The sequence below is a fragment of the Aeromonas enteropelogenes genome, assembly GCF_000819845.1.
GTDB classification, from domain to species: domain Bacteria; phylum Pseudomonadota; class Gammaproteobacteria; order Enterobacterales; family Aeromonadaceae; genus Aeromonas; species Aeromonas enteropelogenes.
In genome coordinates, this window is the sequence record NZ_CDCG01000003.1 from 48,563 (window position 1) to 70,412 (window position 21,850).

Below are 21,850 nucleotides of genomic sequence, written 5' to 3' on the forward strand. Positions count from 1 at the left end.
GCCAACAACGACGTTCACGGCCTTGGCGAGTCGAATCGCGGCGGGCCAGAGTCTGCGTATTTATTCATGGCACTGGCGCCAGCCTATCAATATGACCAGATTGACCTGTTGTTGAGCCGGCATAAAGAGAGGCTCCCTCCCCTTTGGCCTCATCAGACGTTCATACCATGACCTGAACAGAAGTCATGTTTGAATATTCCTCATGAGAGCTCCATCACACTCTTCATATTTCGCAACTGACACTCTGGTTATTAGTCAGTGTCTGCGTAATAAGCTGGGGCGTGGCGTGTCATTGTTCACATGGGTACAGTATCTTGGTGTACCGGACTCAATGTGCTGCTGTGTAATGGATGTACAGGCCGTTCGGCTGATGATGAGGTTTCTTTTGAGACTAGATGGAGCGACAACATGAAATTGGGAAAAATATCTGCGGCAGTGAGCATGATCCTCTCCGCCGGTGTCATGGCAAAAACGGACAAACCGAATATTCTGGTCATCTTCGGCGATGACGTCGGCTGGCAGAACGTCAGCGCCTATGGCATGGGCACCATGGGTTACACCACCCCCAATATCGACCGGATCGCCAACGAAGGCGTCAAGTTCACCGATCACTACGCCCAGCCAAGTTCGACGGCGGGCCGCGCCGCCTTCCTGACCGGCCAGTACCCCATTCGCTCCGGCATGACGACGGTTGCCATGCCTGGTGGTGCCCTGGGTCTGAAAAAAGAGTCTCCTTCCCTCGCCGAAGTACTCAAAGCCGTCGGCTACAAGACCGGCCAGTTTGGCAAGAACCACCTGGGGGATCACAACTTTGCCCTGCCGACCGTCCATGGCTTCGACGAATTCTTCGGCAACCTCTATCACCTCAATACACAAGAAGAACACGAGCAACGGGATTACCAGAATTTTGCCAAGAAGTACTCTGGCTCGGTGGAGGCGTACAGCAAGAAGTTCGGTACCCGCGGCGTCCTGCACTGCTATGCCACCGAGACCGAAGACAAAACAGTCGACCCGCGTTTCGGCGAAGTCGGCAAACAGAAATGTACCGATACCGGCCCGCTGGGCCAGGAGCGGATGAAGGACTTCGACCGCGCCGAGATGATCCCGGCCGCCCTCAAGTTCATCGACAACTCGCTCAAGGAAGACAAGCCCTTCTTTACCTGGGTCAATACCAGCCGCATGCACCTCTATACCCGTCTCAACGACAAGTGGCGCTATGCTGCCGAGCAGTACACCAGTGAATACGACTACCATGGTAGCGGCATGATGCAGCACGACAGCGACATCGGCTATCTGCTCGACGAGCTGGAAAAACGGGGTCTGAAAGAGAACACCATCGTCATCTATACCACTGACAATGGTCCGGAACACTCCTCCTGGCCTTATGGCGCCACCACGCCATTCCGCGGCGAGAAGATGACAACCTATGAAGGGGGCGTCCGGGTGCCCATGATGGCACGCTGGCCGGCACAGATCCCGGCGGGTGGCGTCCTCAATGGAATCCAGGGTCACCAGGATCTTTTTACCACCCTGGCAGCGGCGGCTGGCGTTCCTGACGTCAGCAAGAAGATGATGGACGAGAAGAAACAGTACATAGATGGCGTCAACAACCTCGCCTACTGGGAAGGCAAGAGCAAGGACTCGGCTCGCGACTCCATCTTCTACTACTTCGAGGACAAGCTCTCGGCGGTGCGGGTCGGCCCCTGGAAGTTCCACTTCGCGGTGGCAGAGAACTACTATGACAACCTCAAGCCCCTCTCCAAGCCCAAGCTCTACAACCTGAGAGCCGATCCGTTCGAGAGTTACGACTCCATCGATGCCAACGGCCACCTGGTGCAGAAAATGTCCTGGATGCTGGCACCGGTCAGCGAGATGGTTGGCGAGCATGTCAACACCCTGGTCAAGTATCCGCCGGTTCAGGGGAGCACCACCTTCGACATGGCCAAGGTCATTCAGGAAGCCATGCAGAAAACCCAGCAGTAAACGATACGGCGGAGGGCCATCCCTCCGCCATCTTCTTCCCGCTGGCTGACACCTTTCCCTTTCGTCAGGTTTTCATCCCGTATCGACCTCGCCCGTCGTCATCAGAAGAGTAACGATGAACAAAATCCGGACCCGTGACACGACGCACCTGGACGTCACCCCGCTCAAAACCGCCAGCCGTGACAACAGCGGCGCCTATACCCGCCGCTTCCACGTCATGGCCAAACCGGGGGGCTCCAAGTGCAACATTGATTGCCAATATTGCTTCTACCTGCACAAGGAAGACCTGCTCCATCAACCCAGACAACCCAGGATGGATGAAGAGACCCTGGATACCTTCATCCGCAGCTACATCGAGGGACAGGATGGCGACGAGATCGTCTTCTCCTGGCAGGGCGGTGAACCGACCCTGCTCGGCATCGACTACTTTCGCCAGATAGTGGCGCTGCAGCAAAAGTATTGTCCGCCCGGGGTCAGCATCCGCAACGACTTGCAGACCAACGGCATCCTGCTCAATGACGAGTGGTGCCGGTTTCTCAAGGAGCACGGCTTTCTGGTTGGCCTCTCCATCGACGGGCCCCGCGCACTGCACGACAAATACCGAGTGACCCGCAGCGGCAAACCCACCTTCGATCTGGTGATGGCGGCGGCCGATCTGCTGCGCAAACATCAGATCCCCTTCAATGCCCTGACCGTCATCAACCGGCACAATGCGAAATATCCCCTCGAGGTGTATCGCTTTCTGACCCGGGAGCTGGGGGCCAGCTACATCCAGTTCACCCCCTGCGTCGAGGCCAGCGATTTCAAACGCACGGCCCCGCAATTCTGGAACGACAGCATGCTGCCCCTGGTTGGCAGCGAGCTGAGCAAACCCGGCCACCCCATGTCGATCGTCACGGACTGGTCGGTGGATCCCGATGATTGGGGCACCTTTCTGGCAACCGTGTTCGAGGAGTGGGTCAACAACGACCTGGGGCGCGTGCTGGTCAATCTGTTCGAAACCGCCGTGGCCCAAACCATGGGATACCCCTCCCAGCTCTGCGTCACCGCCGAGTTTTGCGGCAAGGCCCTGGCCATTGAGCACGATGGCAGCGTCTTCTCCTGCGATCACTTCGTCTATCCGGAGTATCGGCTGGGGGATATCAAACAGCGCCCCTTGAGCCACATGGCCTTCTCCACCCGCCAGGAGGCATTTGGCATGTCCAAGCGGGACAGCCTGCCCGATTACTGCCTAAAGTGCCCCTACCTGACGCTCTGCTGGGGCGAATGCCCCAAGAATCGTCTGGTCAGGGCCCCGGATGGCGAGATTGGCCTGAACTACCTCTGCCCTGGGATAAAGCGTTTCTTCGACTACGCGGCCCCCATACTGGCAGGCATCGCCCACGTGCTGAAAGAACAGGATCAGGGTAGATGAGCACCGGGCATGGCCGCCCAACGTTTGTCCACCTTTTCGCTCTCTGTATCAAGTCTCTTTGTCAGCCTCTTGTCTTCTCCAACCTTCTCCAACCCATCGGCCATCACGGTGGGTTGCCCCTCTTTACCTGCCCTGCCCGGCACGCCATGTTTTATGGCTAACCCCATGTGGGTATTAACGCCAATAAATAACTGACAATTCTGATTTTTATTTTTCCAACTCCCAGTCCTTTTATTCACCCCCTATTATCTGGTCTGACCAAAAATAAATTACGTTACATTTTGCAACGTTCAATTTCATTTAAAAAACAGACTGAATACATCTAGCAGAACATAAAAAAAAGAAAACGATTTACCATCCATAATGATATTAATCGACTCATTACATTTGACCAAACATGCCTTTTTGTTATATAGTAGAAATTAATTCACCTTTTGGTTTCACCTGAAATCTCAAGTTAAATAATAAAAAACAATACCCCGCGCTATATCAAGGACCCCTGATTCTCTCTTGCCTTAATTTATTTTGGCGGGATGAGTGCAGCTATTTCGGAAGGAAAAATCACACTCACAGTTCGGATCCTCTATGTCCATCAACAACATGACCATCGGCAAGAAGCTGAGCGCCGCATTCATCGTATTGGGGCTGATGCTGGCCTCCATCGGCGGCTTCTCCCTGCTGCAGTTCGAGAATATGAACACGCAGACGCTGGATATCACAGATGCGGTGATCCCCAGCATCAATCGCGCCAACGATATTCGCAATGTCGCGACCGATCTGCGTCGCCATGAATTGCTCTATTTCGTCAATTTCGATGATGAGCAAAAACGAAATGAATATCGGGTCATCATGGACAGCAAGCCGGCACAAATGGACATGCTGCTCGAGGAATATCGCAAGACGCTATTTGATCAAAACGAGACCCGTCTTTTCGAAGATCTGAAATCCGATTGGCGCAATTACCTGAATTTTTACTACAAGGTAAAAAATACTCTGGAACAAGGTGATACCCTCAACGCACGTTATATGTTCCTGCGCGATGGCACGCCCCTTTACGACAAGCTCCACGAGGCCGTCGAGGCACTCATCAAGATCAACCAGGACTATGCGGTCGAAGGGCGCAGCATGGCCGAACAGGCCTATAGCAACGCACGCCTCAACATCATGATCACCCTACTGCTGGGGGTCATCGCCGTGGTCGTGTTCGCCACCATCCTGACTCGCCAGATCCGCGATCCCCTGTTGATGCTGGCCGATCAGGCCCAGCAGATTGCGTCCGGCCGTCTGGGGCGCGGCACCCTGTGTGACTGGTTCGATCAGGGCCGCTTCCACAAGGACGAGATTGGCCAACTTGCCCACTCCATCCGCCACATGAAGGAGGGGCTGACCGACCTGGTCAACGATATCGACGCCTCGGTCAGCCAGCTGAGCTGCGCCGTGGAAGAGGTAAGCACCATCTCGGTTCAGGCTTCCCAGAGCATGCATCAGCAGCAGCAGGAGATTGCCCAGGTCGCCACCGCCATGAACGAGATGCAGACCACGGTACATGAAGTTGCCCGCAACTCCACCGACGCAGCCGTCGCGGCACAGCACGCCTTTGAAGCGTCCCATCAGGGCAATCAGGTCGTGCTGGATGCCATCGACAGCATCGAAGAGGTCTCCAGCCAGCTGGAGCAGACCGGCCAGGTGATCCACAACCTGGAGCAGGAGAGCAGCAATATCGGCGTGGTACTGGACGTGATCCGCGGCATCGCCGATCAGACCAACCTGCTGGCCCTCAACGCCGCCATCGAGGCTGCGCGCGCCGGTGAACAGGGTCGCGGCTTTGCCGTGGTAGCCGATGAGGTACGCACCCTGGCCAAACGCACCCAGGACTCGACCTGCGAGATCAACAAGATCATCGAGATACTGCAAAACTGCGCCATCGATGCCGGCAATGCCATGCAGGCCAATCGCGACCAGATGGTGACTTCCGTCGAGCTGGCACGCCAGGCGGGCAATAGCATCGGCAAGATCAACGAGGCGGTGACCCATATCACCGACATGAACACCCAGATTGCCAGCGCCACCGAGCAGCAGAACACGGTGACGGGCGAGCTCAACCGCAACATGGTCACCATTCACGAGGTCGCCGACGAGAACGCCCAGGGTGCGCAACACACGGCCCAGGCCTGCCAGGATCTCAATAAACTGGCCATTCACCTGCAGCAGAGCATCGGCCGTTTCAGCCTGACCTGATACCTATACCAACAACAAGCTCCCCCTATTTTCACGGCGCCATTCAATGGCGCCGTTTTTTTATGCCTCTCTAACTTTCTTTCGCCGAGCGACATAAAAAAGGCCCTGCTGATGCAGGGCCTTATGGTTCACAAGGTCACGGCGCTTTAGCCGCGAACGCCTCTTCTTACTTGGCGTAATCTTCGGTGGGTACGCAGGAGCAGAACAGGTTGCGATCGCCGTAGACGTCGTCGATGCGGTTGACCGACGGCCACAGCTTAGCGGCGCGCACGGCGTCGGACGGGAAGACCGCCTCGGCGCGGCTGTAGGCACGGTTCCACTGCTCGTCCATCACGTCATCCTGAGTGTGGGGCGCGTGCACCAGCGGGTTGTCGGTCAAGCTCCAGTGGCCGTCCTGCACCTTGGCGATCTCGGCGCGGATGGCGATCATCGCCTCGACGAAGCGATCCAGCTCGCGCTTGGATTCGGATTCGGTCGGTTCAACCATCAGGGTACCCGCCACCGGGAAGCTCATGGTCGGCGCGTGGAAGCCAAAATCCATCAGGCGCTTGGCCACGTCCATCTCGCTGATGCCACAGGCTTCTTTGAGCGGACGGATATCCAGGATGCACTCGTGGGCAACGCGATGGTTGCGACCGGTGTAGAGCACCGGGAAGGCCTCGCCGAGCTTCTTGGCCAGGTAGTTGGCGTTGAGGATGGCGACCTGAGTGGATTTCTTCAGCCCCTCGTCACCCAGCATGGCGATATACATCCAGCTGATGGGCAGGATGCTGGCCGAGCCGAACGGTGCGGCCGATACGGCGCCGTTGTCACGGCTCTCCTTGTCGGTCTTGACCACGGCGTGACCGGCCACGAACGGTGCCAGATGCTGTTTCACGCCGATGGGGCCCATGCCCGGACCGCCACCACCGTGGGGGATGGCGAAGGTCTTGTGCAGGTTGAGGTGGGAGACGTCCGCGCCGATAAAGCCAGGCGCAGTGAGGCCCACTTGTGCGTTCATGTTGGCGCCGTCCAGATAGACCTGACCACCGTACTGGTGAACGATGTCGCACACCTCCTTGATGGTCTCCTCGTACACCCCGTGGGTGGAGGGGTAGGTCACCATCAGACAGGAGAGCTGATCCCCCGCCTCGGCCGCCTTGGCGCGCAGGTCGTCGAGATCCACGTTGCCGGCCTTGTCACAGGCGGTAACGATCACCTTGAGACCCGCCATCTGGGCAGACGCCGGGTTGGTACCGTGGGCAGAAGCCGGAATGAGGCAGATGTCGCGATGCCCCTCGCCGCGAGACTCGTGGTACTTCTTGATGGCGAGCAGGCCGGCGTATTCGCCCTGGGCACCGGAGTTGGGCTGCATGCAGACCGCATCGTAGCCGGTCACTTTCACCAACCAGTCTTCAAGGTCTGCCAGCAGCAGCTGGTAACCCCTGGCCTGCTCGAGCGGGGCGAACGGGTGCAGCTTGCCGAACTCGGGCCAGGTCACCGGGATCATCTCGGCGGTGGCGTTGAGCTTCATGGTGCAAGAGCCGAGCGAAATCATGGCGTAGTTGAGCGCCAGATCTTTCGCTTCGAGACGGTGGATGTAACGCAGCATCTCGGTCTCGGAGTGGTACTTGTTGAACACCTCGTGGGTCAGCACGGCGTCGGTGCGCAGCAGATCCTGCGGGATGGCGTGATGGGCCTGGGCCGCCTTGTCCAGCGCCTCCAGATCCAGGCCGTGGCCCGCACCCAGGAACAACTCAAACAGCTCGGCCACGTCATCACGGGTGGTGGTCTCGGACAGCGACACCCCCACGGCGCCATCCAGATCGGCGCGCAGGTTGATGCCCAGCCCCTCGGCCTTGGCGATCAGCTCTGATTTGCCCGCTGTCAGCACAGTGAGGGTATCGAACCAGCTGTCGTGCTTGAGGGCCACGCCCTTGGCTTTCAGCCCCAGCGCCAGGATGCTGGTCAGACGGTGTACGCGGGAGGCGATGGTTTTCAGCCCCACCGGACCGTGGTAGACGGCGTAGAAGCTCGCCATGTTGGCCAACAGCACCTGGGCGGTACAGATGTTGGAGTTGGCCTTTTCGCGGCGGATATGCTGCTCGCGGGTCTGCATCGCCATGCGCAGGGCATTCTTGCCACGGGCATCCTTGGAGACGCCGATGATGCGGCCCGGCATGGAGCGCTTGTAGGCGTCGCGGGTGGCGAAGAAGGCGGCGTGAGGACCACCGTAACCCATGGGCACGCCAAAACGCTGGGCAGAGCCCAGCACCACATCGGCGCCCAGCTCGCCCGGGGATTTGAGCAGCAAGAGCGACAAGATGTCGGCGCTGACGCAGGCCAGGCCCTTCTGGGCCTGCACCGCGGCGATCAGGGCGCGCAGATCTTTGACTTCACCCGTGGTAGTGGGGTACTGGAACAGGGCACCGAACACCTCTTCGCTCACCGCATCAGAGGCGGCACCGACTGCCACGTCGAAGCCGAAGTGCACCGCCCGCTCCTTGACCACGTCGATCACCTGGGGATGCACGTCGTCGGCCACGAAGAAGAGGTTGGACTTGGACTTGGCCATCCGCTTAGCGAGTGCCATGGCTTCGGCAGCGGCGGTGGCTTCATCCAGCAGGGAGGCGCTGGCGAGATCCATGCCGGTCAGGTCCAGAGTCAGCTGCTGGAAGTTGAGCAGGGCTTCGAGACGGCCCTGGGCCAGCTCGGGCTGATAGGGGGTATAGGCGGTGTACCAGCCCGGGTTCTCCAGCACGTTGCGCAGGATGACATGGGGCACGTGGGTATCGTGATAACCCATGCCGATATAGCTCTTGGCAATCTTGTTCTGGGCGGCGTAACCCTTGAGCTTAGCCAGGGCCTCCACCTCCGTCATGCTGGCGCCGATCCCCAGAGGGCCGGGACGACGGATGGCGGCCGGGACTGTCTGCTCAATCAGATCGTCCAGGCTCTCGGCACCCACTTCGGCCAACAGCACGCGCAGCTCTTCCTCACCCGGGCCGATGTGACGGCGGATGAAATCGGTTTTTTGCTCGAGTTCAAACAATGACTGGGTCATTTCCCTATTCCTGCTCATAAATCCTGATAAAAAGCACTGATAGTCGGCCTGGACCGACTCCACTCATGTTCATGGGTGCCGCAATGGAACTGTTATCCCATTGTGGCGGATGCGCGCCGGCATCCTGCGGCCCGCTCGTTGGCAGACCGTCATACAAAAGGGCCCCGCACGCTGTGCAGGGCCCGGAGGCATTACTCTTCGTCCACCACGTTCTGGTAGCCTTCGGCGTCCAGCAGGTTGGCCAGCTCGCCTGCGTCATCCAGCTTGATGCGGAACAACCAGCCAGCCTGGTACGGATCGGAGTTGACCAGCTCGGGGCTGCCTTCCAGCTCTTCGTTGACGGCGATGATCTCGCCGCTCACCGGGCTGTAGATGTCGGAGGCGGCTTTTACCGACTCGGCCACGGCGCAGTCGTCACCGGCGCTGACCTGCTTACCCACCTCGGGCAACTCGACAAACACCATGTCCCCCAACAGCTCCTGGGCGTGCTCGGTGATACCGACGACGGCCTCACCGTTGGCTTCGACACGGATCCACTCGTGGGAGGTGGCATATTTCAGTTCGCTCGGGATATGGCTCATTTGTGCTTCCTTAATGTACTTGGATCACTTTTTACAAAAGGGCGCGGCGCAGGACCTTCCTGCGCCGCCATCAATCATTACACCAGCGCCTGACCATTGCGGACGAAGGCGGGCTTGGTCACCTTCACGGTAACCAATTTCTTGCGGATCTCAACCTGGGCCTGTGCGCCGATGTCACGGGGCACCCGCGCCAGGGCGATGCTGTAGCCCAGGGTCGGGGAGAAGGAGCCTGAGGTGATCACCCCTTCCCGCGGCTCGCCATCGGCACCGGTAAAGGTGACCGCCATGCCGGCACGCAAGACCCCTTTCTCTTCCATCACCAGGCCCACCAGCTTGTGCTGGTTGCCCGCCGCTTTCTGCGCTTCCAGCGCGGCGCGGCCGATAAACTGGCGATCGGCCGGCTCCCAGGCGATGGTCCAGGCCATATTGGCAGCGAGCGGAGAGATAGACTCGTCCATGTCCTGACCATAGAGGTTCATGCCGGCTTCGAGACGCAGGGTATCCCGCGCGCCCAGGCCGCAGGGGGCAACCCCTGCATCCAGCAGCCCCTGCCACAGATCGCACGCCTTCTCTTGCGGCACCACGATCTCGTAGCCATCTTCGCCGGTGTAGCCGGTGGTGGCGATGAAGAGATCGCCGGCCTGCACGCCGAAGAAGGGCTTCATCCCCACCACGGCGGTGCGCTGGGAGGCGCTCAGGACGGAGGCCACCTTGAGCTTGGCGTTGGGGCCCTGCACCGCGATCATGGCGAGCTCGGGGCGCTCGGTCACGGTGACATCGAAATCGATGGCGTGGTGGCGGATCCAGGCCAGATCCTTCTCGCGGGTGGCGGAGTTGACCACCAGGCGGTAGAAGGTATCAGTCAGGTAATAGGTGATGAGGTCGTCGATGACGCCCCCTTCGGGATTGAGCATGCCGCTATAGAGGGCCTTGCCGGAGACGGTCAGCTTGGCCACATCGTTGGCCAGCAGGTGTTGCAGGAAGGCTTTGACCCGCTCGCCGGTCAGATCGACGATGGTCATGTGGGAGACATCGAACATGCCAGCGTCGCTGCGCACCGCGTGGTGCTCTTCCAGCTGGGAACCGTAGTTGATGGGCATTTCCCAACCATGGAAGTCCACCATTTTGGCGCCGGCTTCCAGGTGTTTGGGATGCAGTACAGTAGTCTGGATCATCGCATTCTTTCCTTAGCAAAAAGCCCTTTAGCGTTAGCGACAACTCTCGCAACCCGCCCGATTCACTGCAAAGATAAGCCTTCACAGCAAAGAGAGCCGGTCACCGGGTCTGTGCTCGCTCCTGCCCTTGCCGGGCAAGAGGGATTCCTTGAACGGGACGGATTATATGCCAAGCGGGCCCATGCGCCGCTCAAAAAAAACTAATCCCCTCCCGTTTAAGTGCTTCCAGACACTAAGATAAACGCCAAGATAAAAACAGCCGTAAACGGAAGAAGTCGAGATTAAATTTCGATTTTCACCGTTTCGTCACAATTTGCAGAAAAACGTTTCGCACTGCACCAAAATTAAAGGCTGACGCCTCGTCAGGGGCATCAGCCTTGCCAGATTACTTTTTTTATAAAAAAAGCCGGGTAATATTAGTTTTTTTCATCATTTTGGCGAAAGCTTGGCCCGCGGCACCGGGTTGACCGGTGTCACCGGCACCCACTCGGGACGGGCCAGGGCGGGCAATTCGCCCTCCAGCCCCATGGCGGCACGGATCACCCCCTCTTTGAAAGGCGTGAGCAGATCGGCCGCACGCAATCCCACCCCGCGCACCAGCTTCTTGAGGGGGTGAGCGCCGCTAAACAGTCGCTTGAGCCCCTCCATCGCCGCCAGCATCCTGGCCGCCTCGCTCTTGCGCCAGCGCTCGTAGCTGCGCAGGTTGGCCTGCAGGCCGATATCCTTGCCGGCACGCTGGTTGGCGAGGATAAGCTCAGCCAGGGCGGCGGCATCCAGCAGGCCGAGGTTGACCCCCTGCCCTGCCAGCGGGTGTATGGTATGGGCGGCATCGCCCACCAGTACCAGCCGCTCGCGGGCAAAGTCGCGGGCATAGCGGGCGGTGAGCGGGATGGCGCTGCGCGGCCCCTCCACCTTGCACAGGCCGAGCCGCGCATCGAATGCCGCGGTGAGCTGGCGATTGAACTTCTCATCGTCGCAGGCGCACAGCGCCTCGGCCCGCGCGGCAGGCAGAGACCAGACGATGGAGCAGAGATCCCCCTGCCACAGGGGCAGGAAGGCGAGCGGCCCCTCCGGGGTAAAGATCTGGCGGGCCACCGCCTGATGGGGCTCGGCGCAGCGCACCGTTGCCACCAGGGCGTGATGGCCGTAATCCCAGCTGGTCAGCGGAATATCGGCCTGGCGACGGACCCAGGAGTGGGCGCCATCGGCAGCCACTACCAGTTTCGCCGCGATGGCCTGGCCATCTTCAAGGAGCAGCAGGGCCCCCGCCGGGCCGCTCTGCAGACTCTTGGCGCGAGCCGGCGTGAGCAGCTGGATGTTGCTGGCACCCTCGATCGCCTCCAGCAGCGCCAGCTGGATGACCCGGTTCTCGACGATATGGCCGAGGGCGCTCTGGCGCAGGCTGGCAGCATCAAAATCGATATGGCCGAAGCTGTCCTGCTCCCACACCGCCATCTTGTCGTAATGCTGCAGGCGGCGCGCCGCAACCCCGGACCAGGCACCGACCCGCTGCAGGATGCGCTGGCTGGCGAGGCTCAGGGCGCTGACCCGGTTATCGGCCACCTCGCCAAGCTCGGAGTCGGGCAAGCGCCCCTCGACCACCATCACCTTGAGGGCACTCTCCTTGAGGGCTGCGGCAAGCCCCAGGCCCACCATGCCACCCCCGACAATCACCACATCCACTTCTTGCATCTGCATCATCTGTTCCTTTCATGGCTGGCCAGCAGGGGGCGCCATCGCACCTCCCCTTTCAGCATAAGTTGGCCCCGGGCGCCTTAACGTTTGCCACACACATCGGCGACAAAGCCCAGGGTACGGGAGGCAAGCGGCGCCTTGAGACAGGGGAGCCGCCCCATCAGGGAGAGCGCCAGATTGCGTCCCGCCACCAGGGGATCATGACCATTGGAGAAGAGCTGGGCCAGCGAGGAGGTGAGCCAGACGGTCTGCGCCTGATCGACCTTGCGCTGCTGCCAGTAGCCATTGAGTACGCTAAAGCTGCCGATATCCTCCCCCGCCGCCAGGGCGCTGGTGATGGCGTCGGTCAGCAGATCGAGATCCCGCATGCCGAGATTGAAACCCTGACCGGCGATAGGGTGCAGGGCGTGGGCGGCATTGCCCACCAGCACGGTGCGCTGGGCCAGCGGATAGTCGCAGGCGGTCAATACCAGCGGATAGACGTGGCGCTGACCGGTGCGCTCGAAACGTCCCAGCCGCCAACCAAACGCCGCCTGCAGGCGGGCCAGAAACGCGGCCTCATCCAGCCCCATCAGCTCGTCCACCTCATGACGCGCGACGCTCCAGACCAAAGAGGAGAGCCCCTCCTGCATCGGCAGCAGGGCCAGGGGACCTTGCTCGGTAAAGCGCTCGAAGGCGCGGCCGGCGGGATCTTCGGCGGTCTTGACGGTGGCGATGATGGCACTCTGTTCAAAATCGTGGCGGGTCACCGCCAGCTTGAAGTGCTGGCGCACGAAGGAGTTGCCCCCGTCGGCCGCCACCAGCAGCCGGGTCTCTACCTGCTCGCCGCTCTCAAGCGTGAGCCTGACCGCCTCCTGCCGGGGCTGGATATCGCCGACCCGAGTCGGGCACACCACCCGGATCTGCTTGCAAGCTGCCATGGCCTGCTGCAAGGCGTGACCCACGGCCGCCAGTTCAACGACCTGACCCAGGGCGGCCAGACCGTATTCGGCCGCTGACAGACGAGTCTGGCCGCAGTGGCCCCGATCCGAGACATGAATGTGAGTGATGGGGGCGCAGTGAGGAGCAAACAGATGCCAGAGGCCGCGCCGCTCCAGCGCCTCGCAGGTGCCCGCCGCCAGCGCGATGGCGCGGGCATCGAAACCGGGATGAGCCGGTGCAGAGGCATGGATGTCGGGAGCACTGGCTTCCAGTAGCAGGATCGACAGGGGCGACCCATCGGGCTTGCGCAGGGCAGCCAGAGAGAGCGCCAGCACGGCACCACTCATTCCGCCACCGACCAGGGTCACATCGACCTGTCGCACATCAGATTGGGACATAAGCAGAGAAGGAGAAGTCAAAAACGTGGCCTCATGCTACCACAAAGGGCGAGGCCGATTGCGCGGTGGGCGGCAAAAAACCAGTGTCAGCTCACAGGGTTAGTCAGCTTTTGCCATCACGTTGCAATCACTTTGCCACAACAAAAGAGCGCCACGGGGCGCTCTGTTCTTTCAGTAGGTGACAAAGGGTGATCTGTCACCACAATCTGCCCATCAATGCAGGGTCGGCGGGGTAACCGGGCTGTCCGGGCGCTTGCCAAACTCTTCGAAGGCCATCATGACCCCCAGCTTGACGTGCTCGTAGAGCACCAGGAAGGAGGCTTCGTTCTCGTCATCTTCCTGATCGAACTCGGCAGAGACCTGGGTGATGCTGGCGATATCCTGGATCATCTCCTGCAGCTCTTCCGAGGCGCGGGAGAGCTCCTGCTGCACCACACCGAAACCGGCCAGAAACGCCTGGGACCAGTCCACCAGCGAATCGATGCGCTCATCCAGCGGCGTCTCGTCGCCGGGCAACAGCAGCTCGACCCCTTTTTGCGCCATCAGGCTCTCGACCACATTGTGATAAAGATCGGTCATCAGCTGGCGCACCGGGGCCGGCAGGCCGAATCCGTCGTTCACCAGATCGTTGAAATGGGGCACCCAGCTCTTCTCATCCAGCGCCACGCCACCACATACCAGACCACAGATCACACCGTGAGCCTCGACCGCACTGGCCATCAGCTCATGCTGCTCCATGATGGCCGTCACGGCCGCATAGTTAAGGGGGGTTGTCTTGCTCATAGTGGATCCGCTCAAAGTTCATGCAAGTTTGCAAAATTTATGGTCAGGATCCTAGCATTCTCCCTCTTCCAGAGCCAGCAAGGCCTTGAAAGTTATGCATCTGCGCTATATAGTCCCGCCCAGTTGTCCACGTGGATAAAGGCGGAAAGTTTCTTCGCCGTATTGAGGAAGGCATGAGCACAGAGGCCGTAGAAATCGTCATTTTGGGACGTCCCTACAAGGTATCCTGTCCCTTGGGACAACAGGATGCCCTGCGCCAGGCCGCCGAGCAGCTGACCGAAAAATTGATCGACCTGCGTCAACGTTCCAAAGTCTCCAGCAACGAACAGCTTGCTGTGATGGCGGCGCTCAATTTTTGCCATGAGCTCTGCCTTGAAAAAGAGAAAAACCACCAATACTCTGAGACCATGGACAAGCGGATCAAGATGCTGCAACGCACCATAGAAGCGGCCTTGATAGAGCACGGACAGTATGGTGATTCCAGCGAAGAAGAGGGGCAACAGCCCTAATCTCGCACCGTTTTAAATTCCCTGGGGTGTTTGTCAGCCGGTTCAAGTCCCCGAGCCGATATTCATACCAAACAGGGGATCTGCCTTCTGGCTATTGCGCATGCTCGGCACGACCGAGAAGCCTGCGGTCAGATCCGATCCCCGCCTTGAACCGACGGTTCAAGGGCCCAAACCGGCAACGGCATCTCCGGGGTTCCAACAGCAAAAAGCCCGTCACCATGGTGACGGGCTTTTTCTTTATTCTCCCCCCGCCTGCCTCACACCGGCAGGCTCAGCCTTACCAGCAGGCCGCCGAGTTGCGGCGCAGGCAGCAGCAACACCTCACCATGATGGTAGTGGGCGATGTCGCGCACCAGCGCGAGGCCAAGGCCGGCGCCGGGTTGTTCGGCGCCGTTTTCGAGCCGCTGGAACGGCAGCCAGACCCGCTCGGCCTGCTCGGGGGCGATGCCGGGGCCACTGTCTTCCACCTCCAGCCAGACTTGCCTCCCGGCAGCCTGCACCCGCGCCGTCACAGTGCCACCTGCCGGGCTGTACTTGATGGCGTTGTCCAGCAGATTGGCACACAGCTCCCCGAGCAGCAGCGGCTCCCCGGCCACCATGATGGCGGACTCCTCCCCCTCGTAGCCGAGATCGATCCCCTTGCTGCGCGCCTGTGCCAAGCGGGAGAGACAAGCCTGCTGCACCAGTTCCACCAGCTCGATGGGCTCGCGCTGGCGAAGGCCGGAGCACTCGTCGGATTTGAGGCGGGCCAGCAGCAGCAAGCGCTCGGTCAGCGCTATGGTGTGATCGAGCCGGGCCGCCATGGCCGTCAGGCTCTCCTGCATCAGGGCGGGATCGTGACCGCTGCGGGCCACCTCCACCTGGGTCTTCAGTATGGTCAGCGGGGTGCGCAGCTGGTGCGCCGCATCGGCGCTGAAGCGCTCCTGACGGGCCACCAGCTGGCGCAATCTGGCCAGATGGCGATTAAAGGCGAGGATAAGCGGCCGGGTCTCCTGCCAGGGGAGCAAGTCCGGCAGCGGCGCCAGGTTAGCGGCATCGCGGCGCAATAGCTCGCGCGACAGACGGCGCATCGGGGTAAGCAGGCGCTTGAGCAGCAGGTAGGCGAGCAACAGGGTCAGGGCCACCAGGGCCCCCTGAGAGAGCACCGCATGCCACAACAGCTGTTCGGCGAGTTCACGACGCCCCATCAGGGTTTCGGCCACCGTGATGGTGGCCATGCCGCTCAGACCTCCTTCGTTAACCGGCTGCAGCAGGGCGACGGCGCGAATAGGCGTGCCCTGATACTCCCCGTCATAGAAGTAAGCGAGCGCCGGATAACGGTCGGTGAGCGGCGTCTTGTCCGGCCTCGCCGGCAACTCCTCATAGCCCGAGATAACCCGACCGGATGGCGAGCGCACCTGATAGAAGAGGCGATCGCGCATGTTGCGCTCGAAGCTGTCGAGCACCACGTAGGGGACATCGACCCGCAGCCGCCCCTGCTGCACATCGAGGCGCTCGGCCACGGTGCGCGCCGAGGCGAGCAGGGTGCGATCATAAGCTTGGGTAGCGGCGGCCAGGGCGCCGTAGTAGCTGTACCAGGCCGACGCCCCCCAGAGGATCAGCAAGGGAGCGCCAAGAAACAGCAGCAGTTGATGAAGGAGCGAGCGGTTAATGGGAAGCCTCCGGCGCCGCTTCCAGCAAATAACCCAGCCCGCGCAATGTAGTGATCACCACGCCACTGCCGACGAGCTTTTTGCGCAGCCGGTGGATGTAGAGATCGATGCTCTCCTTCCCCACCTCGTCATCGAGGTTGAACACCTGCTCGAACAGCTGCCCCTTGGCCACCGGTCGCCCCTGGCGATACATGAGGGCGGTGAGCAGCGCCTGCTCGCGCGGGGTCAGGGCCAGCCTGGCGTCATTCACCACGAAATAACCGTCCGGATGCAGCATCAGCTGCCCCAGCCGCAATTCGGCGCCGCCACTTTCGCTGCGTCGCAGCAGCGCCCGCAGACGGGCGTCGAGCTCCCCCAGATCGAACGGCTTGGCGAGATAGTCGTCGGCGCCGGCATTGAGACCGCAGATCCGCTCCTCTACCGCGCCACGGGCGGTGAGCAGCAGCACCGGCAAGCCCTGGCCGCGGCGGCGCAACCGGCCGAGCACTGTCAGCCCATCCAGCCTGGGCATTTCGATATCCAGGATCGCCAGAGCATAACGCTCCTGGCGCAGCAGCTGATCGGCGCTGTCGCCGTCAGCCACCCAATCCACGGCGAATCCGGCGCTGGTCAAGGCCCGCGAAAGCCAGTGCGCCAGTTCATGATTGTCTTCGGCCAGCAGTAAACGCATCTCGTCTCCCCATACTGCGAGGTGTGATCCACTTCACGCTCCCAGCAATTCAGCAACGGCTGAAAGGTGAATGAAAGGTTGTTGTTTTAACAATTTCGCATCACCTCGTCTACCGACGAGGTCACACCCGGAAAAAACAACAACAAGATGGAGCACTCCATGAAGCAACACACACGTCATGCCCTCGCCCTGCTGGCCCTGTTCGGTGCCCTGCCACTGCAAGCTGCCGACACCGCCAGCGCCCCTGATCGGACCGAATGCATCGCCCCCGCCAAACCGGGCGGCGGTTTCGATCTCACCTGCAAGCTGCTGCAGGTGAGCCTGCAGGAGACCAACACCATCGACAAGCCGATGCGCGTCACCTACATGCCGGGCGGCGTTGGCGCCGTGGCCTACAACGCCATCGTGGCCCAGCGTCCGGCCGAGGCCGGCACAGTGGTCGCCTTCTCCGGCGGTTCGCTTTTGAACCTCTCCCAGGGCAAGTTCGGCCGCTACGGGGTCGATGACGTGCGCTGGCTGGCCGCCGTTGGCACCGACTACGGCATGATCGCGGTGCGCCACGACGCCCCCTACCAGAACCTCAAGGAGCTGGTCGCCGCCCTCAAACGCGATCCCAACAGCGTGGTGATCGGCGCCGGCGCCTCCATCGGCAGCCAGGACTGGATGAAGGCCGCCCTGCTGGCCAAGCTGGCAGGGGTCGATCCCCACAAGATGCGCTACGTCGCCTTTGAAGGCGGTGGCGAGCCGGTCACCGCCCTGCTCGGCAACCACGTGCAGGCGGTCTCCGGCGATCTGAGCGAGATGGTGCCCCACCTTGGCGGCGACAAACTCAAGGTGTTGGCGGTGTTTGCCAAGGATCGCCTGCCGGGCAAGCTGGCCGACATCCCCACCGCCAGGGAGCAGGGTTATGACCTGGAGTGGCCGGTCATTCGCGGCTTCTACGTGGGCCCCAAGGTGAGCGACGCCGAGTACCAGTGGTGGAAGCAGACCTTCGATCAACTGGTCAAGACCGACACCTTCAAGGCCCAGCGTGATCAGCGCGGCCTGTTCGAGTTCGATCTCACCGGCGAGGCACTGGACAGCTACGTCAAGGCCCAGGTCGCCGACTATCGCGAGCAGGCCAAGGCTTTCGGTCTGGCCAAGTAAGAGGGAGCCAGCACCATGAGCGATCGTCTGTTTGCCCTGTGCTGGCTGCTGCTGAGCCTGGGGGCCGCCGCCCTCGCTTGGCAGCTGCACAGCGAATACAGCTACGAGCCGGTGGGGCCGCGCCCCTTCCCGCTGGTCATCAGCCTGTTGATGGCCGGCTGCGCCCTGCTGCTGCTGAGGCGCACGCCGGATCCGGCCAGCTGGCCGGAGCGTCCCGCGCTGCTGCGCATCGCCGCCATGGTGCTGGCCCTGTTTGCCTACGGCTGGGGCTTTGAGTGGCTGGGCTTTCCGCTCGCCACCACCCTGCTCACCGTGGTGGTCGGGCGGCTGTTTGGCGCCAGCTGGCGCGCCGCCCTCATCGCCGGGCCCCTGCTCGGCATCTGCCTCTTTTACACCTTCGACCGGCTGCTGGATGTCACCCTGCCGCTCGGCGCCTGGCTGGCCTAAGGAGTTGTCATGGATACCTGGATGTACCTTGCGCAAGGTTTCGCGGTGGCCCTCACCCCCGAAAACCTGCTGATCGCCCTCATCGGCTGCTTCGTCGGCACCGTGGTCGGGCTGCTGCCGGGGCTCGGCCCCATCAACGGTGTGGCGATCCTGCTGCCCCTCGCCTTCGCCCTGAAACTGCCCCCCGAGTCGGCCCTGATCCTGCTCGCCACCGTCTACATCGGCTGCGAGTACGGCGGGCGGATCTCCTCCATCTTGCTCAACGTGCCGGGGGACGCCGCCGCCATCATGACGGCGCTCGACGGCTACCCCATGGCCAAGCAGGGACGCGCCGGGGTGGCGCTCTCCATCTCGGCGGTGAGCTCGTTCGTCGGCTCCCTGCTCGCCATCGGCGGCATCATACTGTTCGCCCCGGCCCTGGCTCGCTGGTCGCTCGCCTTCGGCCCGGCCGAGTACTTTGCCCTCATGGTGTTCGCCATCGCCTGCCTCGGCAGCATGATGAGCCAGAACCCGCTCAAGTCCTTCCTCGCCGCCCTGATTGGTCTGGGGCTCGCCACCGTCGGCGTCGACGCCAACACCGGCGTCTACCGCTTCACCTTCGACAGCGTGCACCTGTCGGACGGGATCCAGTTCATCGTGGTGGTGATCGGCCTCTTCTCGGTGAGCGAGATCCTGCTGATGCTCGAGCACACCAAGGGGGGTCAGCAGCTGGTGCGCCAGACCGGCCGCCTGCTGTTCAGTTTCCGCGAGCTGACCCAGTGCACCGGCACCATGTTGCGCTCGGCCACCGCCGGCTTCTTCGTCGGCATCCTGCCGGGGGCCGGCGCCACCATCGCCAGCGCCCTCACCTACATGACCGAGAAGCGCCTGGCCGGCCCGCAAGGCACCTTCGGCCAGGGGGACATCCGCGGCGTGGCGGCTCCCGAGGCGGCCAACAACGCCTCCGCTTGCGGCTCCTTCATTCCCATGCTGACCCTGGGCGTGCCGGGCTCGGGCACTACGGCGGTGATGATGGGGGCCCTGACCCTCTACAACATCACTCCGGGTCCGACCATGTTCACCGAGCAGCCGGACATCGTCTGGGGGCTGATCGCCGCCCTGCTGCTGGCCAACATCATGCTGCTTATCATGAACATCCCCCTCATCGGGCTGTTCACCCGCATGCTCAGCATCCCGCTCTGGTTTCTGGCCCCGGCCATCGCCACCGTCTCGGCGGTGGGGGTCTACGCGGTGCACAGCACCACCTTCGACCTGCTGCTGATGGCCGGTCTCGGGGTGTTTGGCTATGTGCTGCGCAAGCTCAACTTCCCCCTCTCGCCGCTGATCCTGGGCTTCGTGCTGGGGGAGATGCTGGAGCAAAACCTGCGCCGGGCACTCTCTATCAGCAATGGCGAGCTCGACATTCTGTGGGGCAGCGCCATCAGCCAGAGCCTGCTGGTGCTGGCGGCCCTGGTCATCGTCCTGCCTCCCCTGGTGCGCGTGCTGCGCCGGCGCAAGAGTGCCGCAACCATGTCAGAGGCCAGCACGGGATCCGGTTCCTGACACTGTGCACCTCGTTAAGGTTGCCATCCCATAACAAGAGGGCCTCACAGGGTGGGGCCCTCTTTTATCTCTGTGTGTTCCGCCCTGAATATGGTTTACAGATGTAGTGGCAGCTCAACCGCTCCGGGATGGTCGCGTCGGCAAAGTTGGAACAGGGGGTATCCCGGCGCGCAGACTGAAGCACCTCCACACCTGACCCCGGCTACCCGAACAGCTCATCAATGAACTCAAGCAGCAATGGGCGCTCATTAACCGGCAGGCCCGGTTCTTCGAGACCGTGGTCGATGTGCGGAAGAACGATTACGGCGCCTCTCCCATAAAAATGCGACTCGACAAGCCCTCTCGCAATGGCAAGTCGACAAGCTGACCATTTGTTTGCACGTAGTACGCTACGTACAATGGGTACTATTGCGAAGAGCCACGGGTGGGGACCCGCAAGCTGCATTATTTGTTGAAGAATCAGGATGAGGCCTGGCTGAGGGATGGACGGGATAGGCTGTACCGAATATTGGCCGGGCACCGCCTGCCGATGCAACCCAGACCATAAACATTGACAACCTGAAGCGGTCGCATCAGGCATTGAAATACAAAACCCCCGATGTGGTGCAGCGGGGGTTCCAAGTAACGAAAAGCTAGCCGGAAATGTGTAGACCTATTTCAGGGCCAGGTGTGATGACACGCGTTCAAGATGGTTGATCGCTTTTGCTGCGGGCACTCTGGGCTCCCGGCGGCAAGGGTTTGCGCGCCATCAGCTCCAGCTCGAGCAGGGCGTAGCGGTGTTCGATGAAGTCATAAACGTTGTTGGAGAGCGCCAGCTTGAAGTAGCTGATGGCCTCCTTGCGATTGCCCTTGCCCAATTCTAATTTGCCCAGATAGAAGTAGGTCTCGCACAGGCGCTCGGCGAGTTCGCGATTGTCCTTCACCCCTTTGACCACGTTGGCCATCAGTTTGCTGGCATTGATCTCGCCGGTATAGAGGCGAACCAGATCCCAGTTCCAGGCATCGTCGTCATATTTGTTCAGGCGTTCGCGCATCCGACTCATGGCGGCGGCGGGATCGAGCTTCTGCTCGGCCAGATAGAGCCAGATCACCCGATAGGGATCTTCCGGCTGCGCCTCATAGAAGCGCTTCATGTCGGCGGCAGAGAGATCGGGGCGGTTGCCGTAATAGAGCGCGATGCCGCGGTTGAGGTAGGCATAATCATAATCGGGAGCCAGTTCGAGGGCGGAATCAAATGCCTCGTAGGCTTCGTCATAGTTCTGCTGCTGCACCAGATAGACACCGATGAAGTTGTAGGCTTCGGCAAAATCCGGTTTCTCCCGCAGGGCACGGTTGAAATCCAGTCGCGCGAGGGAGCGCAGCCCCACCCGATCGAAAACGACTGCACGCTCATAGAAGAGTTCTGCTCGCTGCTCCGTGGTCAGCTCCATTTCGCTCAGCATCTGCCCGAGGCGCGCCAGTGCCAGCTCGCTCTGGTAGGAGACCTGCAGAGGGGTCGCCAAAACCAGTGACGCGGGCTGCGGCTTGGGCTCTTTCGGGGTGTTGATCTGACTGCTACTGCTGCAACCCCACATAGGAAGCAACAACAGGATACCAAGGAGGCATCCAATCCCTTTCCTGACGTTCAATGAACACTCCGACGCTGACGCTTCT

General features: G+C 61.1%; 16 protein-coding genes, 1 other RNA gene and 1 pseudogene. 9 read left to right on the plus strand and 9 right to left on the minus strand.

The annotated features are described in order from the left end of the window. Positions 1-441: 441 nt before the first annotated feature. From BN1123_RS01120 to BN1123_RS01130, 3 genes are all read left to right on the plus strand, one after another. Positions 442-1,983: an arylsulfatase gene (locus BN1123_RS01120; protein ID WP_082037439.1), complete on the plus strand. Its 1,542-nt coding sequence runs from the start codon at positions 442-444 to the stop codon at positions 1,981-1,983. A gap of 115 nt (positions 1,984-2,098) precedes the next feature. Continuing rightward, positions 2,099-3,397, plus strand: coding sequence for an anaerobic sulfatase maturase (locus BN1123_RS01125; RefSeq protein WP_042024937.1), 1,299 nt, complete (start codon positions 2,099-2,101; stop codon positions 3,395-3,397). Between the two features lie 585 nt (positions 3,398-3,982). Next, positions 3,983-5,635 carry a methyl-accepting chemotaxis protein gene (locus tag BN1123_RS01130; RefSeq protein WP_042024938.1) on the plus strand — a complete coding sequence of 551 codons (1,653 nt, stop codon included), beginning with the start codon at positions 3,983-3,985 and terminating at the stop codon, positions 5,633-5,635. Between the two features lie 166 nt (positions 5,636-5,801). Here the strand turns inward: BN1123_RS01130 and gcvP are convergent, their stop codons facing one another. The 6 genes from gcvP to BN1123_RS01160 all read right to left on the minus strand — a co-directional run bounded on the left by gcvP (position 5,802) and on the right by BN1123_RS01160 (position 14,231). Next, positions 5,802-8,678 carry an aminomethyl-transferring glycine dehydrogenase gene (gene gcvP, locus BN1123_RS01135; RefSeq protein WP_042024939.1) on the minus strand — a complete coding sequence of 959 codons (2,877 nt, stop codon included), beginning with the start codon at positions 8,676-8,678 and terminating at the stop codon, positions 5,802-5,804. Positions 8,679-8,869: 191 nt separating this feature from the next. Then, positions 8,870-9,259 carry a glycine cleavage system protein GcvH gene (gene gcvH / locus BN1123_RS01140; protein WP_026457262.1) on the minus strand — a complete coding sequence of 130 codons (390 nt, stop codon included), beginning with the start codon at positions 9,257-9,259 and terminating at the stop codon, positions 8,870-8,872. 77 nt (positions 9,260-9,336) lie between these two features. Continuing rightward, the gene (gcvT, locus tag BN1123_RS01145) at positions 9,337-10,434 is read right to left on the minus strand and encodes a glycine cleavage system aminomethyltransferase GcvT (RefSeq protein WP_026457263.1); all 1,098 of its coding nucleotides are present in this window, start codon (positions 10,432-10,434) and stop codon (positions 9,337-9,339) included. Between the two features lie 429 nt (positions 10,435-10,863). Then, positions 10,864-12,132 (minus strand): FAD-dependent 2-octaprenylphenol hydroxylase, encoded by a 1,269-nt coding sequence (locus tag BN1123_RS01150; protein WP_042024941.1) that lies wholly within the window; start codon positions 12,130-12,132, stop codon positions 10,864-10,866. Positions 12,133-12,209: 77 nt separating this feature from the next. Then, positions 12,210-13,448, minus strand: a complete 1,239-nt coding sequence (ubiH, locus tag BN1123_RS01155; protein WP_042024942.1) for a 2-octaprenyl-6-methoxyphenyl hydroxylase — start codon at positions 13,446-13,448, stop codon at positions 12,210-12,212. Positions 13,449-13,661: 213 nt separating this feature from the next. Then, on the minus strand, positions 13,662-14,231 hold the full coding sequence (locus BN1123_RS01160; protein ID WP_042024943.1) for a UPF0149 family protein: 570 nt from the start codon (positions 14,229-14,231) through the stop codon (positions 13,662-13,664). A gap of 173 nt (positions 14,232-14,404) precedes the next feature. Between BN1123_RS01160 and zapA the strand changes: the two genes are divergently transcribed. Both zapA and ssrS read left to right on the plus strand, forming a co-directional pair. Next, positions 14,405-14,740: a cell division protein ZapA gene (zapA, locus tag BN1123_RS01165; protein ID WP_026458364.1), complete on the plus strand. Its 336-nt coding sequence runs from the start codon at positions 14,405-14,407 to the stop codon at positions 14,738-14,740. 15 nt (positions 14,741-14,755) lie between these two features. Then, positions 14,756-14,938: non-coding RNA, 6S RNA (gene ssrS / locus BN1123_RS20635), on the plus strand. Positions 14,939-14,997: 59 nt separating this feature from the next. On the opposite strand, the gene BN1123_RS01170 is transcribed toward ssrS, so the two are convergent. Both BN1123_RS01170 and tctD read right to left on the minus strand, forming a co-directional pair. Beyond that, positions 14,998-16,344, minus strand: a complete 1,347-nt coding sequence (locus BN1123_RS01170; RefSeq protein ID WP_082037440.1) for a sensor histidine kinase — start codon at positions 16,342-16,344, stop codon at positions 14,998-15,000. A gap of 43 nt (positions 16,345-16,387) precedes the next feature. After that, positions 16,388-17,062 (minus strand): transcriptional regulator TctD, encoded by a 675-nt coding sequence (gene tctD / locus BN1123_RS01175; RefSeq protein WP_042024946.1) that lies wholly within the window; start codon positions 17,060-17,062, stop codon positions 16,388-16,390. 159 nt (positions 17,063-17,221) lie between these two features. Between tctD and BN1123_RS01180 the strand changes: the two genes are divergently transcribed. The 4 genes and pseudogenes from BN1123_RS01180 to BN1123_RS21985 all read left to right on the plus strand — a co-directional run. Further along, complete coding sequence (locus BN1123_RS01180; RefSeq protein ID WP_156130285.1) at positions 17,222-18,208, plus strand: Bug family tripartite tricarboxylate transporter substrate binding protein; 987 nt, start codon at positions 17,222-17,224, stop codon at positions 18,206-18,208. Positions 18,209-18,223: 15 nt separating this feature from the next. Further along, positions 18,224-18,655, plus strand: a complete 432-nt coding sequence (locus BN1123_RS01185) for a tripartite tricarboxylate transporter TctB family protein (protein WP_042024947.1) — start codon at positions 18,224-18,226, stop codon at positions 18,653-18,655. Positions 18,656-18,664: 9 nt separating this feature from the next. Further along, positions 18,665-20,197, plus strand: coding sequence for a tripartite tricarboxylate transporter permease (locus BN1123_RS01190; protein WP_042024948.1), 1,533 nt, complete (start codon positions 18,665-18,667; stop codon positions 20,195-20,197). Positions 20,198-20,402: 205 nt separating this feature from the next. Beyond that, a pseudogene (locus BN1123_RS21985) lies at positions 20,403-20,738 on the plus strand (IS3 family transposase); the annotation flags it as partial. Between the two features lie 142 nt (positions 20,739-20,880). Here the strand turns inward: BN1123_RS21985 and nlpI are convergent. Continuing rightward, positions 20,881-21,825, minus strand: coding sequence for a lipoprotein NlpI (nlpI, locus tag BN1123_RS01195; RefSeq protein WP_324606633.1), 945 nt, complete (start codon positions 21,823-21,825; stop codon positions 20,881-20,883). Positions 21,826-21,850 lie beyond the last annotated feature (25 nt).

Excerpts from the sequence above, each read along its gene's own strand:
- BN1123_RS01120 (WP_082037439.1), top strand. The coding sequence starts at position 442 with ATGATCCTCTCCGCCGGTGTCATGGCAAAAACGGACAAACCGAATATT.
- BN1123_RS01125 (WP_042024937.1), top strand. The coding sequence starts at position 2,099 with ATGAACAAAATCCGGACCCGTGACACGACGCACCTGGACGTCACCCCG.
- BN1123_RS01130 (WP_042024938.1), top strand. The coding sequence starts at position 3,983 with ATGTCCATCAACAACATGACCATCGGCAAGAAGCTGAGCGCCGCATTC.
- gcvP (WP_042024939.1), bottom strand. The coding sequence starts at position 8,678 with ATGACCCAGTCATTGTTTGAACTCGAGCAAAAAACCGATTTCATCCGC.
- gcvH (WP_026457262.1), bottom strand. The coding sequence starts at position 9,259 with ATGAGCCATATCCCGAGCGAACTGAAATATGCCACCTCCCACGAGTGG.
- gcvT (WP_026457263.1), bottom strand. The coding sequence starts at position 10,434 with ATGATCCAGACTACTGTACTGCATCCCAAACACCTGGAAGCCGGCGCC.
- BN1123_RS01150 (WP_042024941.1), bottom strand. The coding sequence starts at position 12,132 with ATGCAGATGCAAGAAGTGGATGTGGTGATTGTCGGGGGTGGCATGGTG.
- ubiH (WP_042024942.1), bottom strand. The coding sequence starts at position 13,448 with ATGTCCCAATCTGATGTGCGACAGGTCGATGTGACCCTGGTCGGTGGC.
- BN1123_RS01160 (WP_042024943.1), bottom strand. The coding sequence starts at position 14,231 with ATGAGCAAGACAACCCCCCTTAACTATGCGGCCGTGACGGCCATCATG.
- zapA (WP_026458364.1), top strand. The coding sequence starts at position 14,405 with ATGAGCACAGAGGCCGTAGAAATCGTCATTTTGGGACGTCCCTACAAG.
- tctD (WP_042024946.1), bottom strand. The coding sequence starts at position 17,062 with ATGCGTTTACTGCTGGCCGAAGACAATCATGAACTGGCGCACTGGCTT.
- BN1123_RS01180 (WP_156130285.1), top strand. The coding sequence starts at position 17,222 with ATGAAGCAACACACACGTCATGCCCTCGCCCTGCTGGCCCTGTTCGGT.
- BN1123_RS01185 (WP_042024947.1), top strand. The coding sequence starts at position 18,224 with ATGAGCGATCGTCTGTTTGCCCTGTGCTGGCTGCTGCTGAGCCTGGGG.
- BN1123_RS01190 (WP_042024948.1), top strand. The coding sequence starts at position 18,665 with ATGGATACCTGGATGTACCTTGCGCAAGGTTTCGCGGTGGCCCTCACC.